At 48.0% G+C, this 13,367-nt stretch carries 11 protein-coding genes; 1 reads left to right on the forward strand and 10 read right to left on the reverse strand.

Annotation, left to right across the window (positions count from 1 at the left end; translation table 11 throughout):
- Window positions 1-41 precede the first annotated feature (41 nt).
- The 7 genes from KTG14_RS13750 to KTG14_RS13780 all read right to left on the reverse strand — a co-directional run bounded on the left by KTG14_RS13750 (window position 42) and on the right by KTG14_RS13780 (window position 9,018).
- The gene (locus KTG14_RS13750) at window positions 42-3,095 is read right to left on the reverse strand and encodes a cell wall-binding repeat-containing protein (RefSeq protein ID WP_216971462.1); all 3,054 of its coding nucleotides are present in this window, start codon (window positions 3,093-3,095) and stop codon (window positions 42-44) included.
- 200 nt (window positions 3,096-3,295) lie between these two features.
- A complete protein-coding gene (locus KTG14_RS13755; RefSeq protein WP_216971463.1) occupies window positions 3,296-4,207 on the reverse strand; it encodes a DUF5996 family protein in 912 nt (303 codons plus the stop codon).
- 173 nt (window positions 4,208-4,380) lie between these two features.
- On the reverse strand, window positions 4,381-4,686 hold the full coding sequence (locus tag KTG14_RS13760) for a hypothetical protein (RefSeq protein ID WP_216971464.1): 306 nt from the start codon (window positions 4,684-4,686) through the stop codon (window positions 4,381-4,383).
- Window positions 4,687-4,784: 98 nt separating this feature from the next.
- Window positions 4,785-5,234 (reverse strand): GNAT family N-acetyltransferase, encoded by a 450-nt coding sequence (locus tag KTG14_RS13765; RefSeq protein ID WP_216971465.1) that lies wholly within the window; start codon window positions 5,232-5,234, stop codon window positions 4,785-4,787.
- Window positions 5,231-7,054, reverse strand: a complete 1,824-nt coding sequence (locus tag KTG14_RS13770) for a M3 family oligoendopeptidase (RefSeq protein ID WP_216971466.1) — start codon at window positions 7,052-7,054, stop codon at window positions 5,231-5,233. Before KTG14_RS13770 ends, KTG14_RS13765 begins: the two co-directional genes overlap by 4 nt.
- Window positions 7,055-7,168: 114 nt before the next feature.
- Window positions 7,169-7,990, reverse strand: a complete 822-nt coding sequence (locus KTG14_RS13775) for a PP2C family serine/threonine-protein phosphatase (protein ID WP_216971467.1) — start codon at window positions 7,988-7,990, stop codon at window positions 7,169-7,171.
- A gap of 233 nt (window positions 7,991-8,223) precedes the next feature.
- A complete protein-coding gene (locus KTG14_RS13780) occupies window positions 8,224-9,018 on the reverse strand; it encodes a hypothetical protein (RefSeq protein ID WP_216971468.1) in 795 nt (264 codons plus the stop codon).
- 229 nt (window positions 9,019-9,247) lie between these two features.
- Here KTG14_RS13780 and KTG14_RS13785 point away from each other — a divergent pair, with 229 nt between their 5' ends.
- Window positions 9,248-10,093 (forward strand): SDR family oxidoreductase, encoded by an 846-nt coding sequence (locus tag KTG14_RS13785; protein ID WP_216971469.1) that lies wholly within the window; start codon window positions 9,248-9,250, stop codon window positions 10,091-10,093.
- 156 nt (window positions 10,094-10,249) lie between these two features.
- Here KTG14_RS13785 and KTG14_RS13790 read toward each other — a convergent pair whose 3' ends face one another.
- The 3 genes from KTG14_RS13790 to KTG14_RS13800 form a co-directional block, all read right to left on the reverse strand.
- Entirely contained in the window at window positions 10,250-11,092 is an 843-nt protein-coding gene (locus KTG14_RS13790) for an ABC transporter permease (RefSeq protein WP_216971470.1), read from the reverse strand.
- Complete coding sequence (locus tag KTG14_RS13795; protein WP_216971471.1) at window positions 11,089-12,084, reverse strand: ATP-binding cassette domain-containing protein; 996 nt, start codon at window positions 12,082-12,084, stop codon at window positions 11,089-11,091. The genes KTG14_RS13790 and KTG14_RS13795 overlap by 4 nt, the downstream gene beginning before the upstream one ends.
- Before the next feature lie 178 nt (window positions 12,085-12,262).
- Window positions 12,263-13,246, reverse strand: coding sequence for a ketoacyl-ACP synthase III (locus KTG14_RS13800; protein ID WP_216971472.1), 984 nt, complete (start codon window positions 13,244-13,246; stop codon window positions 12,263-12,265).
- Window positions 13,247-13,367 lie beyond the last annotated feature (121 nt).

Genomic DNA, 13,367 nt, shown 5'->3' on the forward strand with positions numbered 1-13,367 from the left:
AAAAACAGGCGTCCGGAATCCGAATCGCCTGTTTTCCTGTGTTACTCGAACAATTGTTGGATGCTTTGCGTCGGCAAAGCGCCTTCACCGCCGAGGATGTAAATGCCGCTGACGGTTTTCAGCTGCGTTTGAACAGTTTTCACTGTCGCCGCATTCGGGCCGTTCGGTGCAGTCAATACGAGTGGTGCCTTCGTTTTTGCTGCCAATACGGATCCAGCGAGTGCATCCGGGTAGTTTGCGCCGGTCGACAAGTACATGTTCTGGTTGTCGAAGGATGCTTTGAAATGAGTGATGATCGCACTGTTCGTTTCGTAGCGTGATGCGCCGGACAGGCGGACCGGGTTTTTAAGTTCTTTTGCTGTGCTGTCAGAAACAGCGCCTTTACCGCCAACGATGAAGGTTTTGCTATAGGCTTTCGCCGCGAAATGGGCTTTCACTTCCGCTGGCAAGCCGTTCGGTTTTGTCAGCAAGATCGGCATTTTCTGGCTGCCTGCGACCGGTGCGATCGACAAGGCATCGGCAAACGCTGAACCTGTCGCTACGACCGCTTGCGTCGAAGTCTTCATTTGTTTCGCGATATTGACGGACGTTTCGTAGCGGTTTTTGCCGCTGATGCGTTTGATGCTTGTTGATTTAATACCGAGTTCGTTCAGTTCCATTTCGACCATCGGGCTAATTGCGCCCTGTCCGCCGATCAATGTCACTTCTTTCACTTTCAAGCGTTTCAATTCATCTTTTACCACTGTCGGCAATGAATCAGTTTTTGTGAGCAATAGCGGTGCGTTTTGATATGCCGCAAGCGGCGCAGCGCTCAAGGCATCCGGGAAATCGCCGCCTGTTGCGAGCACGGCTTTACCGGATGTGCTCCAGCCTTTTTTCGAGACTTCCACCGCTGTCTCGTAGCGGCTTGTTCCGCTAATACGGTCAGCGAGATTCCATTTATCGTCCAGTGCAAGAATTGCTTGTGCGCCGTTCAAACGGCCCCAACCTGAGACAAGATCAAAGCCAGGAGCCAATTCTTCCATTTCATACGGGAAGTCTTCTTCAAACGCCCATTCTTCCTCATAACTTGGAGGGGCATCTTCTGCAATAAACGTAACGTCATCTGCTGAAGCTGTCAGTAAGTTCTCCAACTGGCCTGGCGTAAGATCCGGGTTAATCGATTTCAAGACGCCTGCAACTGCCGCGACATGCGGTGCTGCCATAGATGTTCCAGACATCAAGCTTACATTGCCATCCGGCATCAAACTCGGGATATCGGTACCTGGTGCAACCAGGTCAAGCCCTTCGCCGTAGCTCGAATAATCCGACACTAGGTCAATTTTATTCGTTGCGCCGACAGCAATGGCGTATTTCGATGAAGCCGGGTAGGAAACTTCTTCCCATCCTTCATTTCCAGAAGCAGCGACAATCGTCACGCCGCGCTCGCTTGCATATCTCATGGCGTATTCCAAGACACGGCTATAACCACCGCCAAGGCTCATGTTGATAATGTCGGCGCCCTGGTCCGTTGCGTACAGGATGCCGTATGCGATTTGTTCGGTGTCACCGTAACCTGATGCATCGAGCACTTTTACCGGCAGGATTTTCGTCGACTGGTTGATGCCGGTCATTGAATAATCATTGTCCGCTTCCGCGGCGATGATGCCGGAAACGTGTGTGCCGTGGCCATAATCATCGAGTGCTTCATTATCATCATTGATGAAATCGTAGCCTGTGCTGATCATTTGGTTTTTCAAATCAGCCAGTGTGTAGTCAACCCCGGTATCGATGACCGCAGTGATGACTTCAGTTTGGCCTTTTTGTGCTGCCAGTGACGTCATTTCCTCGAAATCGATGTCAGCGTCTTTAATGCCAAAACCGCCACCGTTATTTTCAAGAGACCATTGCTCATCATAATAGATATCTTCTGAGTGAAGCTTGTATTGCTGGACCGGTTCGATAAAGTCGACTTCCGGCAAGCTTTCCAGCGACTGCAAAGTTTTATTCGTTGAAGCGGCTGACATACCTGATTTCAAATCCACCACAAAGAACTGGTCGAATTTCGGCGCTTCAGCGTCAAACTCGGAAACCGATTGGATGCCAGCTGTCCCGGCTTCCGCTTTCGTCAGCGTTTCGCCTTCTTTTACTTTCACGATGACCTTATTGATCGAAGCGTCTTTTACGACATAAGGAGTCGGAAGCATGGCCGACATGACTGATTTTCCAGCCAGCTTGTTGATATTAATCGCTTGCCCTGCTGCTTCCACATCATCTTTCAAATTCGCAGGCGCTGTTTTCAACGCGAGCGCGTATAATTCGTTGATTGCTTTCTGGTCAGCGGCAGTGATGGTCTTCGAGCTTTGGAAGCCATTTTCGGCAATGCTCGTGATCAAGCCGTCGAGCTGTTTGAGGTTTTTCTTCAATGAATCACGAACAGTTGTATCCGTCATGGCTTGATAGCCGATAAACGGAGCCAGTTTATAGTAAAGCTTAGTCAAATCTTTGCCACTTTCTGTTTGCGAAAGCACTTCACCGCGGATAACGCGCAATTGCTCAAGCAACGCCTGGTCTTCAGCAGTTTCACCCATGACAAGTTCTGCTGGGCATTGCTCATCGTTCGTTGGTTTTGATGCTTTCACGGTAACACCATCAAAGCCGATCGTGTAGCTCGCCTCGTCCACTTCTTCGCCTTCAGGTACTTCTACCGGCAATTCTTCAGCGTAAGAAGAGACCTTTATGTAGTAGGGGCCTTCCCAGGCAATCGGGAATTTCACAGTTGATTTCTTTTCTGCAAAGCTGTAGTTGCTGAACGGGTCAAAAGGCTGGTCTTCGGTCGCGCGTTCTGCATCCGGATAGACGGTAAAGGTCAATTCATCATCCGACTGAAGGGAAACTTCAAAATGCGTATGCGCTGCGACTTGTGCAGGGTCGACATCGATCTTGTACCAATGTTCGTTGTCTTCTGCAGAAAACGTATCACTTATGTTATCTCCTTGCACCAATGCATCTGCATCCACTAAATCTTCAGCTTGCGCCGTTTGTGTTGCCGGTAAAACCCCAAAAAGTGATACACCCATCAAAAAACTCGTCGCAATCTTGAACGCGCGGTCCATCCTACCATCCCCATTTCAATTTTTTTACAATTACATTAAATCTATTAAAGCACATCGGAAGACATAAAAATAGATAGTTTTAAAAATATTTTTCTGGGACTATTGATGCTTTTCTCAATCAAAGCAATTGAGCCATCCTGCTACAATAAAAAAGAAGAAGACATGCTTGAGCCAGCACATCTTCTCCCCAATCCATCCCTTCATTTTTTCGCTGTCTGCTCTGGCATATCCAGCGGCGTAAAGTAATACGAACAATCCGGCCAGCCCAGTTCTTCACTAAGGATGTCAAAAGTCGAGCGGAAAAATTTCTGCATCGCTTGCGTCGGATGTGGCGATCCGGCGACTTTATCAAGCATCAGGAAGTATTCGCTCATCGAAGCTTCAAAATATGCACCTTTAGGCTCCAACCGCTCGCTGTCGAGTTCTTTATTGACGAACGGGTACGGCAGCACAAAAAACGCGGGCACATCTACGTTGGCGTCCCCGGTCCAGAACCCGTATTCGATGAAATGTTCATCGAACGCCGCTTTTTCGATGACTTTGTCCTCCGCATACGGCTCTCGGATGCTTGGCAAAACGAGTGACGAGACGTCAAACGTTCCCCAGAACAGCGCAGGCTTCATTTTTCGGGAGCGCAGCGGGCCGATGAACTTCAGCTGTTCAGCAGCCGCAAAGTGAAAGAGTTTGAGCCCCCGTATCGCCTGTTCCCAATTGAAAGTCAGCGGCGTATCGTCTTCGTTAAGATTGTTCTTATATGCCATCTCCTGCGGTTTCGGATTAACCTTCAACTCGATGCCTTTTGATGACAGCGCTTCGAAGATTTCTTTGAAATAAGTTTTGATCGATTTGGCCGTTTCGAGCGGCACGGCTTGCACATTCCCTTCGACATTGATGAGGATGTGGCTTTCGTAAATATCCAAGTCGACTTGAAACGCCCGATCTTGATGGAATAATAAACCCGTCGTAAATCCGTTCGGTGTTATGGCTAGTGTCACATGCGCCCACTGAGGTTCTTGCTGGGCGGTTTCGAGTTTGATCTTGCCAAGAATCTGGGACAGCAAATGCAAAGTGAATTTCGTTTCTGCCCATTCGGAATGCTTGATCACGTCCATTTCCTTCTCCTCCTCTGGATTTCAAATCCATAAGCGCCGGCAGTTTCTATTCCTCCTTATATTCGACATGCTTGCTGACTTTCCTATCTTTTCTTTGAAGAGACACCGATTAACTTGCCCGTCACGGAAAAAACCGCTTCAGCTGAAATTGCTGAAGCGGTTTTCCATAATATTTACCCCCACCACATCGCTGTGACAAAGAAAGCCCATAGTGAAGCAGCTGGTGCCACAGTGAGTAAAACAATTGCATATAATTCTCGGTGAGTGTGGAATTTTTCCTGCCGTTTAATTAACAAAATCAATAAAAGCCCCGACACGATGTACAGAAATATTCCAGCGACGGTCAATCCCGTCAAATAATAGACGGGAGCAACCGGCACCACGTGCTCACTCAAAAAATAGGCCATGCCTTGACCGAATATACAAAAACAACTAGCCAACAAAAAACACAACAGTAAACTCCATTGAAGTTTTTTCACTCGTACACCCCAATTTTCGATATTCCCGACTTCTCATACTCTGTCACTGATTTCTCACGGGAAGAGAAAGACAGAATATCTCATCAAATTATCCAACATTATTGAATCTCCCAGTATATCAGTGAGCCTATTTCTTTCGTCCTTTTCATCTTTACTTTCTCGAGCACTCGAATGGATGCTTGATTGGAGCGCTCGGTTTCGGCAATCACTTTTTCTACCTGTTCGTTTGCCAGCGCCCATTCGATCAAAGCGTTCATCGCTTCGCTCGCATAGCCTTTATTCCAGTACCGCTCGAGCAACCCATATCCTATCTCCACTTGCCGCTGGTTATCAGGTTTGCCTTTAAACCCGCCATCCCCGATTACCTGGCCATCTAACTTTAGGATAATCAGCCAGCTTCCCCATGCAAACAGGCTGGGGTCTTCCAGCAACTCTTGTAAATGACGATCAATTTCCGGCCCGTTGTCGTACTGCTGGTTTTGAAGCAGCTGAGTCACTTCAGCGGTGCAAGGAATGATTTCCAATCGTTCAGTTTCTAGTTTCTTCATTGCTTATTTTTGCCAGCCGCTGCAACGTGCTTCTCAGTCAACTCCAAGTATTCTTCAATGGCGGACGTCAGGGATTTCTGTGCATCTCGCCAAAATGCCACTTGTGTAATATCTGCTGCTAGATACTGTTCACCCAATTGCTCGACGGTCATTTTACCGGAATCGCGCAATAACGCATCGTACCGCTCCGGGAATCCGTCCGGCTGCTGTTTGGCCTGTTCGTATATGCCGTTGCTGAATAAATAGCCGATCGTGTACGGAATATTGTAGAACGCTTTTTCGGCATCGTAGAAATGGCCGATGAACATCCATTTGTAAAGAGCCAAATCCTCAACTAGTCCGCCGTAGATATCGTTTTCCACTTCGGAGATCATCGTTTTGATCTGCTCTGCGGAAATCATGCCCTCTGCCCGCTGCTCATAAAACTTACGTTCGAAGCGGAACATATTCGGCACGCTGATGACGTACTTTAAGCCGTCACGAATCTTCATTTCGAGCATGGCGAGCCGCTCGTTTTCGTCAGTTGTCTGTTCGATCACCGCATCCAGTACCAGATTCTCCATAAACGTAGAAGCCGTTTCCGCGACACTCGTGCCTTTTTGCTGTGCAAGCGCCGGCTCGTCGTGAATGATGAAGTTGTGATAGGCGTGGCCCAGTTCATGCGCCAAGGTTATCAAGTCCTGATAAGTATCACGATACGTCAGGAAGATCCGGCTTTCTTTGGCCAGTGGCATCGACGCACAAAATCCGCCTTCCGCTTTGCCCGGCCGGTTCTCGGCTTCGATCCAGTTTTGTTCGAATGAACGGTCGGCAAAATTCCCGAGCTTGTCGCTGAAATGGTGGAACTGCTTGCTGATGACGGTTTTCGCCGAAGCAAAATCCACTTTGTCTGAAAGCGAAAATGCCGGCGACTCCAGATCGAACCAGCCGGCTGGATCTTGGCCTGCCACTTTCAATTTCCGTTCGATATACGCTCTGTACAAATCTTTATTATCATCGAGGGCTGTGAGCATCGCATCGATTGAGGCTTCCTGGATCCGATTATGCTCGAGCATCTCTTTCAATTTATTGTTCCAACCTCGCTGTTCGTAAATCGCCAAACGAGATCCAGCCACACGGTTCAAAATGGCTGCCACTGTATCCGCGTGTGCTACGCACGTTTCGTCCACGGCTTCAGCTGCCCGCTTTCGGCTGGCGCGGTCTTTGCCGTTTATGGCTTCATTCAATGCCTGGCCGATCGACACTTGCTGCAGTTCCCCGTCCACTTCAATAGGCACTCTCAATTTAGTTAACACCAATTCATGCTGCTGTTCCCAGCCCGACAGGCCATTGACGGACAGCTCGCTGATCATCCGCTCCAGCTCGGCCGGCAAACGGTCCATGACCATCCCTCTTCTTTCATTCAAATAAAAAGACGAGTCCTGAACACGGCCAGAAGCGGTAAACTCCTGCCACTCCGCATCGGGAAATTCAGCAAAGGCTTGATCCAACTCGATCTGCAACGAAGCGAGCTTTGCTTTCAGCACGGCGCTTTCATCCATCAAAGCGAGTGCTGCCTGATCTGCCACATTTTCTGCATATGCACAGATGGCGAAATCATCGAGCTGCTCCCAGGCGAGCAGGGCATATTGAAATTGATCGATGATTTCCAACAAGGCATCGTTGTCCCGCTCGTCCACCTCGCGATAATTTTGCAATTGCCCAGCCGCTTGCTCGAGTGTATTTTGCAAATCTGCCATAAATGCTTTCAGTTCTTCTGATCGGCTTGTTCCGGCATATAAAGAAGTTAAATTCCATGTTTGTGCAGTTGTCTGTTCCACGAATAATCCCCTTTTTATCTGCGGCAGCATCCCACTGCCTTATTTGCGCACCTTTATACTCATTCTTCTTTTTCCTTAAAATCCCTTTTGCAAATAAAAATAGGACAGCGAAACTTATTGCGGCTCATCCCCAGGGCGTGTCGCTTCACTTTCCACTTCTATCATCCAGGACAAGATGGTGGTGCTGTCACGGACCTCTTTTTCTTTGATTTCTTGCAGCAACGCTTGTACGCCCTCTATATTTGAAGCCACTTCAAAGCGTTTGGCCACTTCCAGCGGATTTGAAAAATCGGTGTTGGGGCATTCCACCAGCCCGTCGGTCGTCATCAAAATGTGATTGACGCCTTTTCTTAATTCTTTTGCTCCTGTACTAAAGCAAGGCACCGGCAACTCGAATGTATTTGCTTTGCCGATCCATTCATAGAAGCTCCGATGATTCTGCTGCATCTCGCCGAGCGCTTCGAGTTCAGGATGAAACAGGTATACTAGGCAGTCGCCGACAGATAGCCACCAAAGGAATTTGCCTTTTCTTGCTGTGCATAAGACAGCGGTTTCGCCCTGCACTTCGCTGCATGCTGTTTTAAAACGCTCGCTTTCAAAGCTTGCCAGCAATATCTCCGATAGCTGACTGAATGCTTGTTTTACGGGCGACTTTAAAGCTTCAGTGATTAAAGTTTTCAAACGGCCAATTTCCGCAACGACGAGCTCCGCGCTTTCGGCCGTTTGATGGGCGTCCAGCAAGACGGTGAATTCCCAGTCTTCCCTTGCATTGGCCCACACCAGGCAGCCGTCTTCATTTTTCGTTTGGCCGGCAGTTGAATTGCCGCCAAACCTTCCTACCGCGACAGGTCCGATTTGCCGAATATCCAGCTGGTCGACAAAATGCTTTTCGCTGCCGACCCAATTGAATGATATTTGCTCTTTTCTATTTGCCATATGTATGTGCCTCCAAAGTTCACTAATGCGCCGACAAAGCTGCCAACTGCATTTGCCCACTGTATGCTAAAAAGACCTATCGCCTGTTCAAAAGGCGATAGATCTTCCCCCGTTCAACTCTATTGATAAGCTATGCTCTATTTTTTTACTAATAATATCCAATTCGAAATAGGCTGTCAATTTGGCATCTGCTCAGAATTCGCCTTCATTTCGCAGAATCAGCCATTCCGGTCTTAAACAGCATGATGGACCCCAGACAACTTTAGGCTATTTCTCGAACGGCAAATTTTTAAGCCTTTGATACCGATCAGGCAGGTAGCCGTTACAGCAATGAGCGCTAACGGAATTGCTTTCCAACCAGCTAACACCGCACCAACGCTAATGGCAACAAACGCCCATAGGATGGTGGCATAATAAGCTTTTTGATATTCAACTTCCGCTAATAGCCGTAACGAGATAGCTGTAGCGGCTGTTAACACTCCTGCTTGCCATAAAATGCCCCACAAGCCTGTGACTGGCCATCCATAAAAAGTAAGTGCGGATGACAGGTTGGCAAATACAGCGACCGTCGTCCACCCATAATAAAGCGCAAAAGTGCCCGTGACGATCCATCTCTCTGGAGAAGTCAAGGAAGCATCCAATAGGTCCAAGAATACTGACCGCAGCAATAGCCCCATTGCTGCAAAGATAAAAACAGTTGCCCATAGCCATTCGTTGGAAGCACTCCAAATCCATGCTCCAAACCCTATGAAGATGAAACTGGAACGCGCAGCGATGCGGTCATAAATAGTTTTGGAATAGCTGATAGGGAGGAGCTGATAAATAGCATAAGCAATTGTTCCGAGAACGATAACCGACCAAATCGAAAAAGCGTATCCCGCCGGCGTAATGAGCGGATCTGCTCCTTCGCCTTCAAATAAGCCGCCGTTTACTTTTTCCACCGCCCATACGGAGGCCGGCTGCAATAACGCTAACGCAAGAACCGCGATTCGCTGTAATTTAATCAACAAGCGTTTCAGCCATTTCACGTTACTTCCCCCTCCCTTATACTAAAAAACCGATTTATTCTCTCTTACAATATACACAGAATTTTCAATCAATAAACTATATATACTATTAACTTTTCATTTATAAGCTGGCATTTATGAAAACAGCTTGCTGGCTCATGCTATACTGGACGACATAAACAGCCTTTTATTGGTGATTTTTACTTACTCCTGTACCCACAATATGATTTCATGGAAAGCGGTGGATTAGATGACTGTACTGGTGACTGGCTTTACTGGAAACGTAGGATATGAAGTTGCCCAGAGTTTGAAAACGAAAGGTATTCCTTTTAAATGTGCGGTGCGCAATGTAGAAAAAGCCAGGAAACAATACGGCTATGCCTACGAATTTTCATCATTGGACTTTGCCAACCCGGACAGTTTCAACCCGGCTTTAGAAAAAGTGGATCAGTTGTTTTTAATGTATCCACCTGGAGAAAACCTGAAGTTCGCGGAGTTTTTAGAAGCAGCCAAAAGAAACGGCATTCGCCACATTACTTATCTGTCAGTAAAAGATGTCCAATTTTTGCCGTTTATCCACCATCATAAAAACGAAAAACTGATTCGCAACCTGGGAGTCCCTTATACTTTCATTCGCGCCGGCTATTTTATGCAGAACCTGAATGATTTTTTAAGAGAGGAAATTAAAGAGCGTCAGCGCATTTATGTACCAGCTGGCATGGGAAAAACCAGCTTTGTCGATGTGCGGGATTTAGCGGAGATAGCTTCTTTATCTTTTCAGGATCCGCATTTGCACCAAAATAAAGCCTATGTGATTACAGGCGATGAAGCGCTAAACTTTTCACAAGTTGCAGAAAAAATGACGAAAATTCTCGGCAAGCCAATTATCTATAAGAATCCCTCTCCGAAGGAATTTAAGCAATACATGCTGAGCCAAGGAAAAGATAAAGGATTTATCAATGTCGTCATTGGCATCCATTTCCCGACTAAATTGGGATTAGCCAAAGGCATAACTTCCGATTATCAAAAACTGACCGGTCAACACCCTAGGAAAATGGAAAGCTACCTTCATGATTACCGGCACTATTGGGAGTGACTACTGGATCATAGTTTCCAGATTAGCTCGTCAAATAAAACCCTGGATAAGGACACAGTTGCTGATGTGGCCCTATCCAGGGTTCTTTTATATTCTCCGTGAATGATATAAATGAGCAGATGGCCGGTTTCAGCACTGCAAATTCCATCAAATCCACTATTCTTTTCTTCGATACAAATACATGGTCAGCGGCGCAAAAATCACCACGAAAATCGCGGACACGACGACCACCCAGCCAATTTGCTCCCACGTGCCGTCGCCGTGCATCAAGCCGCGCACCGCTGTCGCCAGAATGGAAATCGGATTGATGTTGACGAATCCTTGAAGCCAGGAAGGCAAAGTCGACGGATCAACGAAGACGTTGCTGACAAAAGTCAGGGGAAACACCACTAAAAAGCTGACCATCATCAGAGATTTTTCGGAACGCATGATGATGCCGGCGGCGGTCCAGATCCACGAAAAGCTGAACGAGAACAATAAGATGACCAATACCGCACCCAATACGCCCATCACTCCGCCCTCTGGCCGAAATCCAAGTACCAGGCCGAGGCCGATCATGATGGCCGACGCCAGTGAATAGCGGATGACGTCGACGAGCAATGCTCCGACTAAAGCGGATGGCAGCCAGATCGGCAAGGTGCGGAAGCGGTCGAATATGCCTTTTCGGATATCGTTGTTCAAGTCGATGCCGGTGTACATCGTAATCTGAGACACTGTCATGACCAAAATGCCGGGCAATAGAAACTGCAGGTACTCGCCCGTAGACCCGGCAATCGCACCGCCGAACAAATAGGTAAACATCAATAGAAAGATAATCGGAAACAAGGTCACATCAAACATCTGCTCCGGTACATGTTTGATCCGCAGCAGCGCGCGGTGGGCAAACGCCATTGTTGAAGCCAGGGCGTTCGGCGGATCCGGGCGCTTGCTGCCGGCAATGGCGTTCAAGGGATGCACTTCTTCATAAGCTGTTTTGTCATGTTCGATCTGTACGCTCATGAGTTTTCCTCCTCAATCGGTTGATCGCTGGCAGATTGTCCGGTCAATGTCAAAAACACTTCATCCAGGCTTGGCCGTCCGAGTGCAAAATCGCTGATACCAATTTTTTCTTTGCCCAGTTCTCCGAGCGCTTCTGCGACGATGGAGGAATCTTTCGCCGGCGCACTCAAGGTCAAGCCATCTGTCGATACGTGAACCGCCACGTTGAGCTTGTGCTCAAGAATGGCCGTTGCTTGCGCTTGGTCGGCCGAATCCAGTAATTGCACATTCAATGTGCCGGTGCCGACCGACGCTTTCAATTCACTGCTCGTGCCTTCTGCGATAATCTTGCCTTGATTGATAACCGCAATGCGGTCTGCGAGCTGGTCTGCTTCCTCCAAGTTCTGCGTCGTCAACAGCACGGTGGTCCCAGTCTGAACAAGCGCACGCACAATCTCCCACACTTGGTTGCGGCTGCGAGGATCGAGGCCGGTCGTTGGCTCATCGAGAAACAATAGATCCGGCGTCACGACTATGCTTGCGGCGATATCAATGCGCCGCCTCATGCCGCCCGAATACTTTTTCACTTGCCGTTTGGCTGCGTTTTCCAAGCCGAATGCCGATAGTAATTCCGCTGCACGCAACTTCGCCTCTTTGACTGTGTAGCCCATCAGCCTGGAAATCAGCACCAAGTTTTCAATTCCAGTCAAGTCTTCATCGATCGATGCATACTGGCCCGTCAAACTGATGCGGCTTTTGATGGCCGCGCTTTCCGTTTTTAAATCATGCCCGAAAATGGTCGCGCTGCCGCTGTCTGGCTGAATCAATGTCGCCAGCATGCGGATCGTCGTCGTTTTCCCCGCGCCGTTCGGCCCTAAAAATCCGTACACAGTCCCTTTTGGAATCACTAAATCCACACCGTCGACCGCCCGTTCTTTCCCGTATACTTTCACCAATCCCGCAGCTTCTACAGCCAACCCGTTTGCCTGCCGCTCCCCATTTCTTGTTTCCATGCTCATCACCTTTTTCTTTGAAGGATACATTCACATGATTATGGCTTTTATTATAAACCTATTGGCGGAATATTCACTCTTTTTATTTCATTATAGAACAAACGTTCCTATTAATCCACTATTATTTTCTTCCATAAGAAAAACTCCTGCATCCTGACAGGAGTTTAAAATACAATTTTTAAATCGACCATTTTACCAGCATCCCGGCATGGGTCAAGCCGCCGCCGAATCCGTACAGGAGCAATTGATCGCCCGCTTTGATGCGGCCATCTTTCACGCCTTCGGCAAGCGACAAGGGAATCGATCCGGCAGATGTATTCCCGTAATATTCAAGTGAATAGATGGTGTTGTCGAGCGATAACCCGCTTCTCGTGCAGATCGATTCGATGATTCGCAAATTGGCGCTATGCGGCACGAACCAATCCACATCGGATGGCGCTATGCCCGCTTTTTTCATTAAGGCGTTGACACCTTTTGGCACTGTATTGACCGCCCATTTGTATACTTCGCGGCCATTTTGCCAGACGACATTGCGGGCAGCCAAGTCTTCGCCGAACATTTCACCGGCCAAATCTGTGCAATACAGGTTGTTCGCCAATGCTCCGTTCGTTCCCATATGCGATTCGATAAAGCTCGGGTTGTCAGCATCATGCTCGACCAGCACTGCCCCGCCGCCGTCTCCAAACAAGATGCAAGTCGAACGGTCGCTGTAATCGAGGATCTTCGAGAAGGTCTCTGCCCCAATCACCAGGATTTTCTTATGCAATTTGGAAGTGATCAAGCCGTTTGCCATCTGCAAGCCGTAAGAGAAGCCTGCGCAAGCAGCATTCAAATCAAACGTGCCGGCGTTCGGGATATTCAGTTTCGCCTGAACCATTGCGGCCACGCTCGGTGTTTTAAAGTCAGGCGTCATCGTACAGGCAATAATCAAATCGACATCGTCAAACGTCTTGTCATAACGCTCCGCCAAATCCTGTGCTGCTTTCGTGCTTATATCACTCGTAAATTCGTGTTCTCCCGCAATGCGGCGTTCTCTGATGCCGGTGCGCTGGAGGATCCACTCGTCATTTGTTTCAACCAATTGTTCCAGGTCCAAATTCGTCAGCCTCTTTTCGGGTACATACGATCCGATGGCTGTAATTCGTGCTGCTGATCTGCTCATTCATACACCCCTTTAGCTTACTCACCCCATTTTAGCACCTAACATTAGTATTAGGTACTAATAATTTAACCAGATAACTAAAAACTTTCTGACGCATAACATTTTTAACACATTTACGAGT

Source organism: Planococcus sp. CP5-4_YE (assembly GCF_019042655.1).
GTDB lineage: Bacteria > Bacillota > Bacilli > Bacillales_A > Planococcaceae > Planococcus.